A 17873-nucleotide genomic window follows, 5' to 3' on the forward strand; every position below is an offset into this window, starting at 1 on the left:
GAACAGGAAGAGCACAACCATGCCGCAGCCCATCGTCAGATCCTCTGGCACGCACCCACGTCGCACTCGCATCGCCGGTGCCGCCATCGCCGTGATCCTCGGCTTGGGCATGAGCCTTGGTGCGGCCGGAGCCGCGCACGCGGTCGCGTCGATGACCGTGAGCATCCAGGCGACGAACGCGACGACGCAGCCCTCGGGTGCACAGTTCAGCTACCAGATCAACATCGCGTGCGGGGGAGCGAACGATCCCTCCTGCAACGGCACGAGCATCGTGATTCCCCTGGACGCCACCGCCGATGGCGGGCCGTGGAGCATGACGGACTGGGGATTCGAGGTCTCCGGCGGTCCGGCGGGTTTCGTGCAGGGCTGGAGCGTGCAGGGTGACGACCTTGTCATCGAGCTCAACGGCAGCATCCCGACCGGGTCGTCGCAGAGCATTCTGCTCGGCGTGACCCCGCCGAACCTGCAGACCCCCAACGGCACCACCTGGTCACTGCTGCCGAGCGCCGTCACCGACGACCCGGACACGACCGGCGGTGTCGCGCCGACGGCCGCGGTCGGCACCGCGACGGCCGCCGTGCCGCTGACGACCGCGAAGACCAGCGACCGCACCTTCTACGCCGAGGGGGAGCAGATCGCGTACACCATCACCGCCACCTGCCCCGCGACCAAGCCGATCGGCTCGGTGTACGCCGACACCCTCGCGGTCGTCGATGTGCTGCCCGCGGGGCTGACGTTCGACTCCGCCTCCGGAGGCGGCGTGTGGAACCCGGTTGACCGTACGATCACCTGGACCTACCCGACCCCCGAGTCGGTGCCCGAGGCCTGCGGCGGGACCCCGCCCGCCGCCGCGTCGGCGACCCAGACAGTGCTCGCCACGATGGGGCCGGTCGATGGCGACCCGATCCCCGCGTACGGCCAGGTCACCAACACCGTCACCGCCACCGCGACCCCCTCCGGTGGCGGTGACTCCAGTAGCGCGACGGCGAGCCGCACGATCGTGGCGCTCGCCGACGGCGGCGACCCGATCCCCGGCACGCACGCACTGGGCAAGACCTCCGCTGCGCCGTTGAACCGTTCGGCGGATGCCACCCCCGACTTCCGTGCGACCTACCCCGGCCGTTGGCTCCCCAACGGAGACAACAGCGCTCGACCGGCGTCGATGGCCGAGGGCAACCCCGCAGGCTACCGCTTGCAGCCGCGCGTGCAATACGAGGAGCACCAGTACGAGATCGTCGACGCCATGCCCTGCCTGACCAACGTCTCGGGGGTGCTGTACCGACCCGTCGACTCCGGTGTGTGCACCGACCCGGCCTTCCACGTGCTGGGCGTCCGAATCGACTACTCGGGGGTGGCGCCCGCCGCGGGCTACGCGCCGCGCTTCCTCGACACCGCTGGCACCGAACATGACATGGTGCTCGAGACCGGTACGGCGAACTGGGCGGCGTGGACCGTTCCGGATGCGTTCATCGGGGATGTCGCCGCCGTGATCATCCCGCGCGACGCGAGCCAGGAGCGGCGGACCGCGGACAACATCCGCATCGACGGATACGCCGACGGCTCCCTGACGGACGGCGCGGTGCTGCAGAACCAGGCGAGCGTGGAGTGGTTCCTCAGGGATGGCACGACCCCCGTCGCCCAGGACGAGTCGCCGAACGCCGACGTCTTCGTCGTCAACACTCCGCAGATCGGCATCGCCAAGCGCATGACGGATGTCGGCGGCGCCACCGGCACCGAGGCGCGTGTCGACCTGACCGCCACCCTCTTCACACCGGGCCTGCCCGCGGCCGACCTGATCGTCACCGACCTGCTTCCGGCCGGCTCCGCTCTCGCCGACGATCCGGACGGGATCGGTGCCGAGTTGCGCTCGGCCGGCGGCAGCCCGATCGACGTCCCGGCCAGTGAGCTCGAGGTGGAAGTCGTCGACGATGCGGTGGGCGAGCAGCAGCTCATCCGATTCACGTTGCCGGTCGAGGCCATCCCAGCGCAGTCGGGCCGGGTCGACCTCGTGGTCGACGACTTCGTGGTCGACAAGCCGGAGACCCCGGGCATCTACGTCAACGCCGCGAGAGTGTTCTACGACAGCGCCACCCTCGCCGGGCAGTGTTTCGCGGGCAGCTACATCGCCGATGACCCCGATGGGCTCCGCGGCGACGACTCGACGGTGCCCGCTGGGTGTGAGGCGACCGCCCAGTACCGCACCATCACCTCCACGAGCGGTCAGTTCCAGCTCAGCAAGAGCGTGCAGGGGGACTACGACACCGCCCCGCAGGTGTTCCCGCACCTGGGTCACGTGAAGCTGCAGGATGGCGCGGCGGTCTTCGGGGTGAGCTGGCAGAACGTCGGCGCCCCGGCCCTGAACGGTGTCGTGCTGTACGACGTGTTCCCGCACGTCGGCGACACCGGTGTATCCGGCGATCAGGCGGATGAGTCGCGCGGCAGCCAGTTCCGCCCCGTGCTCGCCGGGCCGGTGGTGGTCCCACCCGGGGTCACGGTCTCCTACTCGGCATCCGTCGATCCCTGCCGTCCCGAGGTCTTCGTCGGACAGGGCGCCTGTACTGACGATTGGACGACGGATCCGCTGGCGCTCGGCGGGTTCGCCGAGGTCAACGCGGTGCGTCTGGTCGCGACCGGCAGCTATGAGACGGGGCAGGGCTTCGAGCTCACGTTCCCGATGACCATCCCGAGCATCGACAAGGACCTCGTCGCATGGAACACCGTGGCGGCGTACGCGCAGACCACCGGAGGGATCGCGTTGCTGCCCACCGAGTCGCCTCGCGTCGGGATCACCGGCTCGGATGAGCGTCTGAGCCTGGCGAAGACCGTCGACGTGGCGTCGGCGAAGCCCGGCGACACCCTGACGTACCGGGTGACGGTCACCAACGTCGGCACCGGCACGAGCCTGGCGACGACCGTGACCGACACCCTGCCGGAGGGGGTCACCTTCGTCTCCGCGGATCACGGCGGCAGCTACGATCCCGGCGACCGCACCGTCACATGGGCGGTGCCCGAACTCGCTCGAGACACCGAGGTGGTCTACACGCTGATCGCGACGGTGGATGCGACGCAAGACCGTGATCGCGTGATCAACCGTGCGAGCCTCGAGAACCCGCCCGGGTACTCCCCGCCGGTCGTCGACACCGCGTGCGACGACGATCCGCTCGCCGCCTGCGCGCCCACCACGGTGCCGCGCACGCCGCGCGTGCTCGGATTCACCGGCGCGGAGCTGTCGACGGCGCTGATCGTGGCTGTCGTGGCCGCCCTCGCCGCAGGCACCGCGCTCGTGGTTCTGGGCCGTCGCCGACGGAACGCGGACGTGCGCTGATCGTTGACTGCGCCGTGTGCGGGGGCATCGGGTCGAGATGTCCCCGCACATGCGCTAAGCTATACCGAGCGAATCACGGAGCCTTGACGGCGTCGAGGTTCCCTGGAACTCCCTGAGGGGTTCACGGCGCGGGGTGGAGCAGTTCGGTAGCTCGCTGGGCTCATAACCCAGAGGTCGTAGGTTCAAATCCTGCCCCCGCAACCAATACGAAAAGGCCCGGTCTTCTGACCGGGCCTTTTCGTATTGGTTGCTCGGGTTCGGACGCGAATCTGCTCGTGGGCCCACACCGCCGAGGGGCTCCGGGCGTCGCGCAGCGACGGCTGGGGGAGGCGGTGGGGAGTCAAATCCTGCCCTGCTCACCCCTTCGCGATCGCGATCTTCTTCGGCTGGGGCAGTTCCTTGAACGGCACCGTGACCTTGAGCACGCCGTGCGCGAAGGTGGCCGCGATGTTCTGCTGGTCGGCCTGGTCGGGCAGGGCGATGCGGCGGTAGAAGCTCGCGCTCGACTCGCGCACGACGTACTTCTTCTTCGCGTCCTCCTCCTTCTCGTGTCGCTCGGCCTGGATGACGAGCGCGTCGCCGTCGACGTCGATGGAGATGTCCTTCTCCTCGAAGTTCGGCAGGTGCGCCTCCACGGTCATCATCTTGTCGTCGACGGTGTAGACGTCCATGGTCGGGAACTGCCGACCGCGCAGCGGCGCGAAGAACCCGTCTTCGAAGAACTTCTTCTGCAGGGTGTCGAACTCCGCGAAGGGGTCGAACCGCACCAGGTTGCGTGCCATCATGCACCTTCCTCTCGTTCTCTTCGGAGCGGAGCAGGTGCATCCGCTCTCGTCATTCACGCTAAGAAGCGCCGGTGCACCCGCCCAGGGCCGAAGGTCCTCCCAGCCAGGACTTTCGGCCCTGGGCGCGTGCTTCGCCCGAGCGGAGGATGGTCGCATCGAAGGAGATGCCATGGACGACGCGGTGCACAATCCGACCGCGGGCGAGGTGCGTGCGCTCGCGCATCCGCTGCGATCGATGGATGATCTCGACGCGTTGATCACGATGCTCGCCCACCGGAGGTTCGTCGGCCTCGGCGAGGCCTCGCACGGCACCCATGAGTTCTACGCCTGGCGGGCGGCCATCAGCAGCCGCCTGATCGCCGAACACGACTTCCGCTGGATCGGCGTGGAGGGAGACTGGCCGGACTGCTGGCGCATCGATCGCTGGGTCCGCGCCGACGCGCATCCCGAACTGGATGCACGCGCCATGCTCGCCTCGTTCGAGCGCTGGCCGACCTGGATGTGGGCGAACGAGGAGGTCGCCGACTTCCTCGACTGGCTTCGCTCGTTCAATCGCACGCGGCCGGTCGGGGACAGGGTGGGCTTCTACGGACTCGATGTCTACTCCCTGTGGGATTCGCTGCGGGAGATCATCGACTGGTTGCAAGCGAATGCGCCCGAGGACCTGCCGTCGGCGATGAGCGCGTGGCGCTGCTTCGTGCCCTACAAGGAGGACCCGCACGAGTACGCCTGGAGCACCCGGCTGGTCCCCGCCTCCTGCGAGACGCAGGTCGTCGCGCTCCTGAGCGCGGTCCGTCGGCGCGCACTCGCGGCGGAAGATGACGCCGCGTTCGACGCGCTGCAGAACGCCGAGGTCGCGGCGGGCGCCGAGGCCTACTACCGCGCGATGGTGCGCGGGGACCGCGAGTCCTGGAACCTGCGCGACCGGCACATGGCCGACACCGCCGACCGCATCGCCCGCCACCACGGGGCCGGCTCGAAGGGCATCCTGTGGGAGCACAACACCCACATCGGGGATGCGCGCGCTACCGACATGTCGGCGGCGGGCATGATCAACGTCGGCGAGTTGCTGCGCGATCGTCACAGCGCCGACGGGGTCGCGCTGGTCGGTTTCGCGTGCCACCGCGGGGCGGTGGTGGCGGCCTCCGGGTGGGGCGAGACGGCGCGCGTGTTCGAGGTGCCGCCCGCGGCATCCCCGAGTCACGAGGCGTTGCTGCACGACGAGATCGGCGAGAACGCCGTGCTGCTGTTCGGTCCGAGCCGCGCCGGGCCGTGGCTGTCGTGCCGACGCGGCCATCGCGCCATCGGCGTCGTCTACGATCCGCGGCGTGAGCACGGCAACTACGTGCCAACCGTGATGGGCGCCCGGTACGACGCCCTGCTGTGGTTCGAGCACACCCGTGCGGTGCGGATGCTGCATCCCGAGGCCCGCGCCCGAGAACCCGAACTCGAGACGGAGCCGAGCGGCTTCTAGCCCGCGACCGCCAGGCAGGTGGGGCTGGCCGCCGCGAGGGTTGAGACCGCCGGCGAGAGCGCACCGGCCACGGGGTCGAGGTGCAGCACGGCAAGGCCACCGGATCGCTGATTGGCGACGATGATCCGGTCGCCGTCCAGCAGCAGGTGGCGTGGGATGCCGCCGCCGCAGATATGTCCGCCCCTGTACTGGGGGGAACCGCAGCTGTCGGTGACGAGCAAGACTCGGTGACTGGGGAACCGAAGGAGATTCGCATGGCTGACTCGACGTATAAGCCCGGAGACGTAGTCAACGGGCATCGCCTCACCGAGAATGTCGACGGGTCGTTGGTTTGGCTTCCACTGGCGTCAGAACCGCGTTCCAAGCAGTCTCGCCGCGGCTTGTGGATCACGCTCGGGGTTGTCGGTGCGGTCCTGCTATTGATCATCATCGGTGCCCTCAATCGTGATCCCCGAAGCGACAAGCTGCCGGTTGCGGACGCGACGCCAAATGCGGCAGATGCGGAATCGGCCGAGGCTCCCGTCGTGGTGCCCGACGTCGTTGGACAGTCCGCCTCGGAGGCGGCCAGCACGCTGGCGAGTGCGGGCTTGAAGCCTGCCTACTCGGGTGAGCCGGACGCTTTGGTGCTTTCCATGTCGCCCGCCGCTGGTACCGAACTCAAGCTCGGTGACACGGTGACCTTTGTGGTTGAGGAGAAGCCCAAGTTGACGATGGGCCAGCAACAGGCCATCGGTTCTGCCACGTCGTATCTGGCTTACACGTCGTTTTCGCGTGAGGGGCTGATCGAGCAACTCGAGTACGAGGGCTTCTCGACAGAAGATGCAACATTTGCCGTGGACTTCCTTGCCCCCGACTGGAACGCGCAGGCCGCTGCGAGCGCAAAGTCGTACCTCGAATTCACGTCATTCTCGCGACAAGGCCTCATCGAGCAGCTGATCTATGAGGGCTTCAGCCCTGAGCAAGCCGAGTTCGGCGTTGCCGCCAACGGGTACTAGTCCGGGCCGTTAGCTGAAGACGGAGCCGAGCGGCTTCTAGCCCGCGACCGCCAGACAGGTGGGGCTGCCCACCGCGAGGGTCGAGACCGCCGGCGAGAGCGCACCGGCCACGGGGTCGAGGTGCAGCACGGCAAGGCCACCGGATCGCTGATTGGCGACGATGATCCGGTCGCCGTCCAGCAGCAGGTGGCGTGGGATGCCGCCGCCGCAGTCCACGTCGTCGACGGGCGTCACCGTGCCATCCTCGCCCACCGCGAGCAGCGCGATCCGGTCGGATCCGCGCACCCCCACCACGAGCCACCGCCCGGATTCGTGGAGCGCGATCTCCGAGCACGTGTCTCCCTCGCGCATGCCGTCCCTCAGCACCGGGGTGCGGCCGAGCAGTGCGAGACCGTGCTCGTCGGCGCGCAGCGTGAGCACCTCGTTGCTGTACTCGGTGACCACGAAGTAGCGCCCGTCGCCGGCGGCGGCCAGGTGCCGCGGTCCACTGCCGAGACCGACGTCGAGGGCGCCGAGGAGGGTGACGCGCTCGCCGTCGAACCGCCACGCGCGCACGAGGTCGTGGCCGAGGTCGGTGGTCAGGAAGGTGCCGGGCCCGAGCTGCGCGGAGGCATGCGCGCGGCTTTGGCGCCCATCGGGGTCGTGCGACGCCTCGCCGAGGATCGGCTGCAACGGCCGCCCGTCGGCATCGAGCGGGTACACCAGCACCCGGCCGTCGCCCCAGCAGGTGACCACTGCGAAGCGGCCCGCGTCATCCACTCGCACGTGGCAGGCGGCCACCCCGGCAACGCGAGGCTCGCCGTGATGCACCCAGGCATCCCCGTCGCGGCGCAGTGCGACGAGGTCGCCGCGGTGCTCCTCGACGGCGTAGATCACCTCGAGGGTCGGGTGGGTGGCGACGAACGACGGCGAGTCGAGCGCGGCTGCCGTGCCGAGCCAGGAGAGCTCGTCGCCGCGGCGCTCGATGAGTCCGAGGCCGGTACCGGTGCCCTGCGGTGGGGTGTAGCTGCCGCACCAGTACGTCGTCGACTCGTTCATCGTCAAGCACCATACCGGGCACGACGGCCCGTCTAGGCTCGAAACATGCGCTTCGGACTCTTCGTACCCCAAGGATGGCGTCACGACCTGGTGACCATCGACCCCGCCCAGCAGTGGGCCACCATGAACGCGATCGCCGCCCACGCGGATGCCGGGCCGTGGGATTCGATCTGGGTGTACGACCACTTCCACACCGTGCCCATCCCGAGCGAGGAGGCCACGCACGAGGCCTGGAGCCTGATGGCCGCGTTCGCCGCGACCACGAGCCGGGTGAAGCTCGGGCAGATGTGCACGTGCATCTCGTATCGCAACCCCGCGTATCTGGCGAAGCTGGCATCCACCGTCGACCTCATCTCGGGCGGCCGCGCACAGATGGGCATCGGCGCCGGTTGGTACGAACACGAGTGGCGCGCCTACGGCTACGGCTTCCCGCGCGCGGGGGAGCGGCTCGGGCGCCTGCGCGAGGGCGTGGAGATCATGCGTCAGGCGTGGTCGACGGGCAGCGCGACCCTGGACGGCGAGTACTACCAGGTGGACGGCGCCATCGTGCGTCCCCTGCCGCTGCAGCCGAGCATCCCGATGTGGATCGCCGGCGGTGGTGAGAAGGTGACCCTGCGCATCGCGGCCGAGTACGCGGATGCCACCAACTTCGCCGGCGGCGACCTCGACGAGTTCATCGCCAAGAGCGCGCTGCTCGAGGCGCACTGCGCCGAGGTCGGCACCGACTTCGGGCGCATCACCCGCAGCGAGAACTTCAACGTGGTGATCGGTGAGACCGAGGCGGATGTCGCGGCCCGAGTCGACGCGATCGAGGCCCGGGTGGCCCCGTTCCTCGGCCGACACACCGCGGGCTTCATCGCCACCTACCGGGACGGCACCGCGCTCACCGGCACGCCCGAGCAGATCGTGCAGCGCCTGCAGCAGCACCGCGCCGCCGGCCTCAGCTACACGATCGGGTATTTTCCGGAGGCCGCGTACGATCTCAGCGGTGTCGAGCTGTTCGAACGCGAGGTCATTCCGGCGTTGGTCTGATCGCGGGTACCCTCGTTGCATGCGACCTCTCCAGGCTCAGATCATCGCTGAACTCGGTGCACGCCCGGAGGTGGATCCGGCCGCCGAGGTGCGCGCACGCATCGACTTCCTCAAGGACTACGTCACCGCCACCGGGGCGAAGGGGCTCGTGCTCGGCATCAGCGGCGGCCAGGACTCATCGCTCGCCGGTCGCCTCTGCCAGCTGGCGAGCGAGGAGCTCGGTGACGGCGTGGAGTTCACCGCCGTGCGGCTGCCCTACGCGGTGCAGCGCGACGAAGACGATGCCCAGCTCGCGCTGAGCTTCATCCAGCCGGACCGCTCGATCACCTTCAACATCCAGCGCGGCGTCGACGGCGTCGAGGCGGAGTACGCCGACGCCCTCGGGCACGAGATGAGCGACTTCACGAAGGGCAATGTGAAGGCGCGCATGCGCATGGTGGCGCAGTACGCGATCGCCGGCCAGTCCGCGCTGCTGGTGGTGGGCACCGACCACGCGGCCGAGGCGGTCACCGGTTTCTTCACGAAGTACGGGGATGGCGGGGCCGACATCCTGCCGCTCAGCGGCCTGACGAAGCGGCAGGGTCGCGCGCTGCTCGAGCACCTCGGCGCCCCCGAGCGGCTCTACCTTAAGGCGCCCACCGCGGACCTGCTCGACGACACCCCCGGGCAGACCGATGAGGCGAACCTGGGACTCAGTTACACCCAGATCGACGACTACCTGGAGGGTCTCGAGATCGACGAGGCGGTCGCCGAGGCGATCGAGGCGCGGTTCCTGGCGACCCGCCACAAGCGCACCGTGCCCGTGACCCCGTTCGACGACTGGTGGCGTGGGTGAGTTCCCTCGCCGTCGCCCAGTTCGCACCGGGTGACGACACCGCGGCGAATCTCGCGGAGATCCGGCGGCTGGCGGCCATCGCGGTCGCGCGCGGGGCGAGCCTCGTGGTGTTTCCGGAGTACTCGTCGTTCTTCGAGGCCGAGTTGGGGGAAGCATCCCTCGCCGGGGCCGAACCGCTCGACGGGCCGTTCGTCACCGCACTCGGCGAGCTCGCCGCCGAGCTCGGCACGCACCTCATCGCCGGCGTGCTGGAGACGGCGGATGCCACCCACGTGCGCAACACGCTCGTCGCGCTCTCACCCGCCGGCCGACTCGTGGCGACGTACCGCAAGCTGCACCTCTACGACGCGTTCGGGCAGCGCGAGTCCGACCGGGTGCGAGCCGGTGAACTCGAGACGCCGCAGACCTTCGAGTGGGAGGGCTTCACGGTCGGGTTGCAGACCTGCTACGACATCCGCTTCCCCGAGGTCACCCGCAGACTCGTGGATGCGGGCGCCGACCTCGTGCTCGTGCCCGCCGAGTGGGTGCGCGGACCGCTGAAGGAGCACCACTGGCGCACGCTCGTCACCGCTCGCGCGATCGAGAACACGATCTACGTCGCCGCCGCCGACCACGCACCGCCGATCGGCGTGGGCAACAGCATGATCGTCGACCCGATGGGTGTCGAACTCGCGACCATCGGCGAGGAGGCCGGTGTGGTGGCGGTCGCCCAGCTCAGCCGTGAACGGCTCGCCGAGGTGCGCGGCCGCAACCCCGCGCTGGCGCTGCGGCGCTTCGGGGTCGTCCCCCTCGAACCGGGTCCCCTCTAACTGGGGAACGCGGCACCGACCGCCGCCTGCGTACAGTTGGGCCTGTTCTGGGGGAACGGGGGATTGGCATGGCCGAGCCGTATCGCGTCATCGTCGTCGAAGACGATGCTGACGTCGCGCTCTACTCGAAGACCGTGCTCGAGCGCGGCGGATGCGTCGTGCTCACGCTCGCGGACGGCCGGGAGGCCGCGACCTCGGTCGCCGAGTTCGAGCCCGATGTCGTCGTCACCGACATCGAACTGCCGGGGATGTCCGGCCTCGACCTCATCGCGCAGGTGCGCGGTGTGCGGCCGACGATGCCCATCATCGTCATCACCGCGCACGCCTCCGTCGACTACGCGGTGTCCGCCTTGCGCAACCAGGCGGACGAGTTCCTGACCAAGCCGGTGACGGCGGCGGCGCTGCTCGGGCACGTGAAGCGGCTCGCCGAGGCGGGGCGGGAGGCCGCGGCATCCGCGCCGAAACCGCAGGTGGTGCTCGCGATCGGGGCGCACCCGGACGATGTCGAGGTGGGGGTCGGCGGCATCCTCTCGGCGCATCGCGCGGCGGGCGACTCGGTGACGATCCTGACGCTGTCGAAGGGCATGCGCGACGGCGGCATCCACACGGCGTGGAACGAGGGCTCGGCCGCCGCCGACATGATCGGCGCCACCCTCGTGCTCGAGGAGGCGCTCGACGCTCCGGCGGAGACGATCCGCAAGGTCATCGACCAGGTGCAGCCCACCGTGGTCTACGTGCACTCCAAGAACGACGACAACCGCGACCACCGGGTGGTGCACGAGGCGACGCTGGTCGCGGCATCCAAGGTGCGCACCGTCGCCTGCTATCAGGGCAGCGGCGCGACCGTGGACTTCCGGCCGACCCGGTTCATCTCGATCGACGGTCACACCGACACCAAGCTCGAGATGCTCGCCTGCTTCGGTGGGGATCACGAGGAGCGGCCCACCTACCTGCAACCGGATTTCACGCTCGCGACCGCGCGGGCCTGGTCGCGCTTCGGCGCCGGAACCTACAACGAACCGCTCGAGATCGTGCGCGACGCGGTCGTCGTCTGATGCTGGAGGCCGGGGGGCGACCGACCAGCGACATCCGCGTGCTCGTGGTCGAGGACAGTGAGGACCAGGCAGGGCTGCTGACGCGCTACTTCGAACGCGCCGGCTGCACGGTCGAGGTCGTGGGCACCGGCGAGGAGGCGGTGACGGCCTATCGACGATGCCCGCCGGATGTCGCCGTCATCGACCTGCAGCTGCCGGGCATGGACGGGTGGGAGCTCTCCGGTCGCATGCGGATCGAGAGGCCCGAGGTCGCCATCGTGATCACCTCGGTGCTCGACGTGCGCGAGTTCCCGCGTGCGCACGCGACCCTGCCGAAGCCCTTCACCGGGGAGCAAGTGCGCAGCACTCTCGCCGCGGTGCTGCCCGAACGGATGGCGTCGTGACGTTCACGGTGGTCGTCGCGGACGACGATCAGGACATCCGGGCGCTCGTCGGCATCGCCACCGAGCGCGCGGGACTGCGTGTGGTCGCCAGCGTCGGCGACGGCGCCAGCGCGCTCGCCGCGATCCGGCGCGAGCGGCCCGACCTCGCGATCCTCGACGTCACCATGCCGGAGCTGACGGGACTGGAGGTCTGCCGGCAGGTGCGGTCCGATGGCGCGAACGAGGATCTGCGCATCCTGCTGCTCTCCGCCTCGGTCGACGACGCCTCGAAGCAGGTCGGCTTCGACGCCGGTGCCGATCACTTCCTCGCCAAGCCGTTCAGCCCCAGGCAACTGGTCGCGTGGCTCGCCGTCGGCAAGGAGCCGCGATGAGCCACCAGCGACCCACGATGTGGGCAACCATCATGCACGGCATCGAGGATCCCAGTCCGGCGCTGAAGCAGTCCGCGACGGCGGTCGCCGTGGTGGTGGCGGCCGCGCTCACGATCGTCGTGCCCGGGATCGCGCCCACGAACGCGACGTTCGCCATCGCGGGCCTCAGCATCGTCGCGATCGCGACCGTGCTCGCCGGCATCATCTCGCGGGTCGATCGACTCGCCGGGTACGTGCTGCTGGTGCCCGTGATCGACCTGATCGGCATCGGCGCGTTCCGGGCCGGCACGGGTGGGGGAGCCTCCGCGTTCTCCGCGCTCATCCTGTTGCCGGTGGTGTGGATCGCCGTCGCCAACGGTCGGCGGTACATCGCGCTTGCCGGGGCCGGCGCGGCGATCGCCCTCACGATCCCCAACCTGTTGTCGCTGTCCTTGCCGACCGCCCCCCTCGACTACGTGCGGGGACTGTTCTCGACCGTGCTGTTCACCGTTGCAGCCGCCATCGTCAATCAGGTGGCGCTGCAGAGCCGGGTCGCTCTCGGCAAGCTCAATCGCCTTGCCGAGGACAAGGAGTCGATGCTGCAGCGCACCGTCGAATACGCGGCGCAGCTGCAGGAGAGCGAGGCGAAGTACCGCTCGGCCGATCGGCTGTTCCGCGGGCTGTGGGCGGCGGTCACCGAACAGGCGGTGATCGGCACCGACTCGACGGGGTTGATCGATGCCTGGAATCCGGGTGCGACGAAGATCCTGGGTCCGAGCCAGGACGAGGCCGAAGACAAGATGCACATCTTCGACTTCCATCTGACCGAGGAGCTCGAGGATCGGGCGCGTGAGCTCAACTACCCGCCCGGGGAGACGGTGCTCAACCCGGGCTTCTCCGCCCTCGTCGAGCTCGCCAGGCTCGGCAAGGCCGATGTGCGGGAGTGGACGTGGCTACGCGTCGACGGCACGCCCGTGCCGGTCGAGGTCTCGGTGACCAAGCGCGTGGACGAGGGCGGTCGCACGGTGGGCTACCTGTTCGTCGCCTCCGACGTGACGAAGCAGCGCGAGGTCGCGCGGCTGAAAGACGAGTTCGTCGGGCTGATCTCGCACGAGTTGCGCACGCCGCTGAGCTCGATTCTCGGATACCTCGAGCTCATGCGCGACGACGAGCAGCATCCACTGTCGGCCGAGCACCTGCAGTACCTGTCCGTTGCCGAGCGCAATGCGAACCGTCTGCTGCGGCTGGTCGGCGACCTGTTGTTCACCGCCCAGGTGGAGTCGGGTCGGTTCCCGCTCGACAGTCGCGACACCGCGCTCGCCGCGATCGTGCTGGCCTCGATCGAGAGCGGTCGTCCGATGGCGGATGCCGCCGGTGTCGAACTCGTCAGCCACGTGCCCGCCGGGGAGCTGCTCGTGCACGGCGACCCGGTGCGACTCGGCCAGGCGATCGACAATCTGATCTCCAACGCGATCAAGTTCACGCCGCGGGGTGGCATCGTCACGGTGGCGCTTGAGGCGGCATCAGCTCAGGCGGTGATCAGCGTCAGCGACACCGGGATGGGCATCCCCGCCTCCGACATGGACCAGCTGTTCTCGAGGTTCTTCCGTGCGACCACGGCCACCCGCAACGCCGTGCCCGGCGTGGGCCTCGGGCTGACGATCACCAAGGCGATCGTCACCGCTCACGAGGGCGAGATGGCCGTCGAGAGCGAGGAGGGCGTCGGCACCCGTTTCAGCATGCGCCTGCCGCTCGTGACCGCTCCGGTCGCCGCGGCGGTCAGTTGAGGCGCAACTGCGCCAACTGCGCTGCCGCGCGCTCGAGTACATCCACGCGCTTGCAGAACGCGAACCGCACCATGGTGTCGTATCCCTCGCGCTCCGGGTGCACGAACGCGGTGACCGGCACCGCCACGACGCCGGCGAGGGCGGGGAGGGCGCGGCAGAAGGCGGCGGCGTCCGTGATGCCCAGGGGCGCGGCATCCGCGATCACGAAGTAGCCCGCCTGCGGCCTGGTCACGGCGAACCCTGCTGCAGCCAGCCCCGCGCTCAGCACGTCGCGCTTGGCCCGAAGGGTCGACGCGGCGTCGGCGAAGTACTCGTCGGGTAGCCGCAGGCCCGCCGCGATCGCGGGCTGGAACGGCGCACCGTTGACGTAGGTGAGGTACTGCTTCACCGCGAGGATGGGCTGCACCAGCCGGGCCGGCGCGGTGAGCCAACCGATCTTCCAACCGGTGGTGCTGAACGTTTTGCCGCCGCTGGAGATCGTCACGGTGCGATCGAACGCGCCCGGCAGGCTCGCGATCGGCACGTGTTCGACACCGAACGTCAGGTGCTCGTAGACCTCGTCGGTGACGATGATCGCGTCGTGCTCATGGGCGAGCTCGATGACGAGTTCGAGCGTCTCCCGCGGTAGCACCGAACCCGTGGGATTGTTCGGGGTGTTGAGCAGGATGATGCGGGTGCGATCGGTGACCGCCGCCCTCAGCTCGTCGTGGTCGGGCAGGAAGCCCGGGGCGTGCAGCGGCACGGTCACGTGCGTGGCGCGGCCGAGCGCGATGATCGCCGCATACTCGTCGTAGAACGGCTCGAGCGTCACCACCTCGTCGCCCTCGTCGATGAGGGCGAGCAGGGTCGCGGCGATCGCTTCGGTCGCGCCGGCGGTGACGAGCACCTGGGTGTCCGGGTCGAGATGGATGCCGTAGAAGCGCTGCTGGTGTTCGGCGATCGCCTCGCGCAGCACCGGCATGCCGATGCCCGGCGGGTACTGATTCAGGCCCTCGCTGATGGCGCGCCGGGCGGCGTCGAGCACCTCGACCGGACCGTCCTCGTCCGGGAACCCCTGCCCGAGGTTGATCGCCCCGGTCGACGCCGCGAGCGCCGACATCTCCGCGAAGATCGTCGGACGCATCGTGCCGTCCGCGCCGAGCAGCATCGCGCCCCGCGCGGCACGCTCCCAGGAACCACTCACAGCCACCAGGCGAGCCTACTTGGCCTGTGGATTGCCTGGTCCGGATGCCGCGGACTTCGGTACCGTCGTTGGCATGCGCGTGATCGCCGCCCTCGCCCTGGTGCTCCTGCTCTCGGCGTGCGTGCCGACGCCGCCCGATCCGACACCGACGCCCACGCCGGTCGCGACGCCGGTGTTCGCCTCCGAGGAGGAGGCGCTCGCGGCGGCGGAGGAGGCGTATGCGGCGTATCAGGCCGCGATCGATGCCGCTCTTGCGTCTCACGACGCCTCGCCGCTCTCGGATGTGGTTACTGGCAAGGCCCTCGACGCTGCAAACGAGTCCGTGGAGAGGTTCCAGGCGCAAGACTTGCGTCAGGAAGGTCTATCGTCTACGCGCGTGATTGAGATTGCCCACCCCGGCGGTCTTCTTGGCGGCGATCCGAGCGAGCCGCTTCAAGCGTATGGGTGCCTCGATATCTCAGGTGTTCGAGTTCTCGATGCCGGAGGAAACGAAGTGAATCCTCCGGGCCGGAGAGATCTGTACCCGATGGTCATCACTATCTCAGTGCGCTCGGTTGACGGCTCGCTGCAGGCCGTGGTCCAGGATGTTGAGGTTTGGGAGGGCAGCGATTTCTGCGTCTAGGAAGGCACTAATGGTGGCGGGTTTGACAGTCCTGCTCGTGCTACCACCCGCCCCCGCCGTCGCGGTTGAGTGTGGCCAGGACCAGATCCTGACTGGCAACTGCAACGTCGAAGGCTCCCTCGGCGACGGCGGCGCGACCCTCGAGGGTTCGACCGGTTCACCGGGCACGCCTGGCGGCGGCGACTCGGGCTCCGGCCCCGGCGTCTCGGACGGTGAGCCGGAGTCGTGCGTTCCGGTGCTCGACGATCGCTGTCTCGGGTGGGGGCCGGGCCGAACGGAGCCGACCGCGCCGACCGCGCCGATCACGCTCGCCGATGTCGCGCACTTTCGCCCCGATCCCGGCGTGGACGTGATGGAGCCCGACGGATGGATGGTGGTCGGTCTCGACACGAACTTCTTCGCGCGTTCCGGCGTGCAGGTGCACGCCGGAACCTTGCTCGGGCAGCCGGCATCCGTGCGGTTCACCCCCGTCGCCTGGCACTGGACCTACGGCGACGGCGCAGGTCGCAGCACTGCGACACCGGGCGCACCGTGGGCCGCGCTCGGGGCGCGCGAGTTCGACCCGACCGCGACGAGCCACGTCTACACTGCGGCAGGCACGTACGTGATCGACCTGACCATCGACTTCGCGGTCGAGTACCGGTTCGGGGCCGGGGCGTGGGTCGACATCGCCGGGGTGCTCCCGGTGCCCGCCAACCGGTTGGTGGCGACGGCGGGCAGCGCCAAGACGGTGCTCGTCGAGCGCGAATGCACGGTGCATCCGGCCGGTCCCGGCTGCTGAGCGAGCGCGAAGCAGCACCCCAGGCGAAGCACGGTGTGCTCTCGGCTCGCCCAAATAGAATGTTCAGGTTGGCGGTGGATGCTGGCAGCGCTTGAAAGGAGCACACACCGCATGAGCGACGCACCCCAGGGCCCATCGACGGGCACCCCAGACACCACCCCCGCCGCACCGAAGCGATCCATCGTCGTCCCCGTCGTCGCCGCGCTCGCGGCCGGCGCCCTCCTGGGCGGCGTCTCGGGAGCCGGGGTCAGCCTTTGGGCGACATCGCTGAACGCGGGCGCCCCGATCTCGGGCGACTCCACCCCGACCACCATCACGGTCAACGACGCCGACAACGCCACGCTCGTCACCGCGGTCGCCGCGAAGGCATCGCCCTCCGTCGTCACCATCGCGGTGAAGGGTCAGGACTCGTCGGGCACCGGATCGGGTGTGATCCTCAGCGACGACGGCTACATCCTCACCAACAACCACGTCGTCACCCTCGACGGCGCCGTCGCCGACCCGACGGTCACCGTCACCACCAACGACGGCAGGCTGCTGGATGCGACCATCGTCGGCACGGACCCCATCTTCGACCTCGCCGTGATCAAGGTCGACGCCACCGACCTGCAGCCGGCCGAGTTCGCGGACTCCTCCAAGCTCAACGTCGGTGACCGCGCCATCGCGATCGGCGCGCCGCTCGGCCTCGCCGGAACCGTCACCGACGGTATCGTGAGCGCGCTCAACCGCAGCATCACCGTCGCGTCCTCGGCATTGCCCGACGAGCAGCAGCAGGAGAGCACGCCGCAGCAGCCCTCCGATCCGTACGACTTCTTCAACTTCGACATCCCCGGCCAGACCCCGTCGAACACCACCTCGTCGACGATCTCCCTGGCCGTCATCCAGACGGATGCCGCGATCAACCCCGGCAACTCCGGTGGAGCCCTACTCGACTCCGACGGCAACATCATCGGCATCAATGTCGCCATCGCCTCGGCCGGCAGCTCCGGCGGCGCCGCCGGCAGCATCGGTGTCGGTTTCGCGATCCCCTCGAACGTCGCCAAGCGCGTCGCCGACGAGCTGATCGCCAATGGCGCGGCCACGCACGGGCTGCTCGGGGCGACTGTCGCCGACGTGACCGAGGACGAGAACCAGACCGACCCGACCGTGATCGGCGCGAGCATCGTCGAACTCACCCAGGGCGGCGCCGCGCAGTCCGCGGGCCTGCGAGCCGGGGACATCATCACCCAGTTCAACGGTGTGCCGATCACCGGCAAGACCGACCTCACCGCTCAGGTGCGGGCCGCGGCCGCCGGAACCGAGGCGACGCTCACCTATGTGCGCAGCGGCAAGGCGCAGACCGTCACCCTCACCCTCGGGACGCTGAAGTAGCCCGGCGGACTCGGGCGGCGCGCACGCGGTCCGCGCCGCCCGAGCACC

17 protein-coding genes and 1 tRNA gene are annotated in these 17873 nt (G+C 69.3%); 14 read left to right on the forward strand and 4 right to left on the reverse strand.

Annotation, left to right across the window (positions count from 1 at the left end; translation table 11 throughout):
• Window positions 1–19: 19 nt before the first annotated feature.
• Window positions 20–3325 (forward strand): DUF11 domain-containing protein, encoded by a 3306-nt coding sequence (locus PYV02_RS10710; RefSeq protein WP_275758989.1) that lies wholly within the window; start codon window positions 20–22, stop codon window positions 3323–3325.
• A gap of 127 nt (window positions 3326–3452) precedes the next feature.
• Window positions 3453–3529, forward strand: a tRNA-Met gene (locus PYV02_RS10715).
• Window positions 3530–3681: 152 nt separating this feature from the next.
• On the opposite strand, the gene PYV02_RS10720 is transcribed toward PYV02_RS10715, so the two are convergent.
• Window positions 3682–4110, reverse strand: a complete 429-nt coding sequence (locus PYV02_RS10720; RefSeq protein WP_275758991.1) for an Hsp20/alpha crystallin family protein — start codon at window positions 4108–4110, stop codon at window positions 3682–3684.
• Window positions 4111–4279: 169 nt separating this feature from the next.
• On the opposite strand from PYV02_RS10720, the gene PYV02_RS10725 reads away from it, so the two are divergent.
• Complete coding sequence (locus PYV02_RS10725; protein ID WP_275758993.1) at window positions 4280–5584, forward strand: erythromycin esterase family protein; 1305 nt, start codon at window positions 4280–4282, stop codon at window positions 5582–5584.
• On the opposite strand, the gene PYV02_RS15405 is transcribed toward PYV02_RS10725, so the two are convergent.
• Entirely contained in the window at window positions 5581–5742 is a 162-nt protein-coding gene (locus tag PYV02_RS15405; RefSeq protein WP_420833629.1) for a beta-propeller fold lactonase family protein, read from the reverse strand. The two genes, PYV02_RS10725 and PYV02_RS15405, sit on opposite strands and share 4 nt — an antisense overlap.
• Here PYV02_RS15405 and PYV02_RS10730 point away from each other — a divergent pair.
• The gene (locus PYV02_RS10730) at window positions 5665–6579 is read left to right on the forward strand and encodes an Ltp family lipoprotein (RefSeq protein WP_275758995.1); all 915 of its coding nucleotides are present in this window, start codon (window positions 5665–5667) and stop codon (window positions 6577–6579) included. The two genes, PYV02_RS15405 and PYV02_RS10730, sit on opposite strands and share 78 nt — an antisense overlap.
• A gap of 36 nt (window positions 6580–6615) precedes the next feature.
• On the opposite strand, the gene PYV02_RS10735 is transcribed toward PYV02_RS10730, so the two are convergent.
• Window positions 6616–7617, reverse strand: a complete 1002-nt coding sequence (locus PYV02_RS10735; RefSeq protein WP_275758997.1) for a lactonase family protein — start codon at window positions 7615–7617, stop codon at window positions 6616–6618.
• A 45-nt stretch (window positions 7618–7662) separates the two neighbouring features.
• Between PYV02_RS10735 and PYV02_RS10740 the strand changes: the two genes are divergently transcribed.
• From PYV02_RS10740 to PYV02_RS10770, 7 genes are all read left to right on the forward strand, one after another.
• Entirely contained in the window at window positions 7663–8649 is a 987-nt protein-coding gene (locus PYV02_RS10740) for an LLM class F420-dependent oxidoreductase (protein ID WP_275759000.1), read from the forward strand.
• A 19-nt stretch (window positions 8650–8668) separates the two neighbouring features.
• Window positions 8669–9484: an ammonia-dependent NAD(+) synthetase gene (gene nadE / locus PYV02_RS10745; RefSeq protein ID WP_275759002.1), complete on the forward strand. Its 816-nt coding sequence runs from the start codon at window positions 8669–8671 to the stop codon at window positions 9482–9484.
• A complete protein-coding gene (locus PYV02_RS10750) occupies window positions 9481–10293 on the forward strand; it encodes a carbon-nitrogen hydrolase family protein (RefSeq protein WP_420833620.1) in 813 nt (270 codons plus the stop codon). The genes nadE and PYV02_RS10750 overlap by 4 nt, the downstream gene beginning before the upstream one ends.
• Window positions 10294–10361: 68 nt before the next feature.
• Window positions 10362–11348, forward strand: a complete 987-nt coding sequence (locus PYV02_RS10755) for a response regulator (RefSeq protein WP_275759007.1) — start codon at window positions 10362–10364, stop codon at window positions 11346–11348.
• Window positions 11348–11731 carry a response regulator gene (locus tag PYV02_RS10760; protein ID WP_275759009.1) on the forward strand — a complete coding sequence of 128 codons (384 nt, stop codon included), beginning with the start codon at window positions 11348–11350 and terminating at the stop codon, window positions 11729–11731. The genes PYV02_RS10755 and PYV02_RS10760 overlap by 1 nt, the downstream gene beginning before the upstream one ends.
• Window positions 11728–12102, forward strand: a complete 375-nt coding sequence (locus PYV02_RS10765; protein ID WP_275759011.1) for a response regulator transcription factor — start codon at window positions 11728–11730, stop codon at window positions 12100–12102. The genes PYV02_RS10760 and PYV02_RS10765 overlap by 4 nt, the downstream gene beginning before the upstream one ends.
• A complete protein-coding gene (locus PYV02_RS10770) occupies window positions 12099–13868 on the forward strand; it encodes a sensor histidine kinase (RefSeq protein WP_275759013.1) in 1770 nt (589 codons plus the stop codon). Before PYV02_RS10765 ends, PYV02_RS10770 begins: the two co-directional genes overlap by 4 nt.
• Here PYV02_RS10770 and PYV02_RS10775 read toward each other — a convergent pair.
• Window positions 13861–15057 carry an aminotransferase class I/II-fold pyridoxal phosphate-dependent enzyme gene (locus PYV02_RS10775; protein WP_275759015.1) on the reverse strand — a complete coding sequence of 399 codons (1197 nt, stop codon included), beginning with the start codon at window positions 15055–15057 and terminating at the stop codon, window positions 13861–13863. The two genes, PYV02_RS10770 and PYV02_RS10775, sit on opposite strands and share 8 nt — an antisense overlap.
• 67 nt (window positions 15058–15124) lie before the next feature.
• On the opposite strand from PYV02_RS10775, the gene PYV02_RS10780 reads away from it, so the two are divergent.
• From PYV02_RS10780 to PYV02_RS10790, 3 genes are all read left to right on the forward strand, one after another.
• Complete coding sequence (locus PYV02_RS10780; RefSeq protein ID WP_275759017.1) at window positions 15125–15673, forward strand: hypothetical protein; 549 nt, start codon at window positions 15125–15127, stop codon at window positions 15671–15673.
• A 22-nt stretch (window positions 15674–15695) separates the two neighbouring features.
• Window positions 15696–16454 carry a hypothetical protein gene (locus PYV02_RS10785; protein ID WP_275759019.1) on the forward strand — a complete coding sequence of 253 codons (759 nt, stop codon included), beginning with the start codon at window positions 15696–15698 and terminating at the stop codon, window positions 16452–16454.
• A 111-nt stretch (window positions 16455–16565) separates the two neighbouring features.
• Window positions 16566–17825: a S1C family serine protease gene (locus PYV02_RS10790; RefSeq protein ID WP_275759021.1), complete on the forward strand. Its 1260-nt coding sequence runs from the start codon at window positions 16566–16568 to the stop codon at window positions 17823–17825.
• The last annotated feature ends 48 nt before the right edge of the window (window positions 17826–17873 follow it).

This window comes from Antiquaquibacter metalliresistens, from assembly GCF_029211225.1.
In the GTDB taxonomy this organism is placed as follows: domain Bacteria; phylum Actinomycetota; class Actinomycetes; order Actinomycetales; family Microbacteriaceae; genus Rhodoglobus; species Rhodoglobus metalliresistens.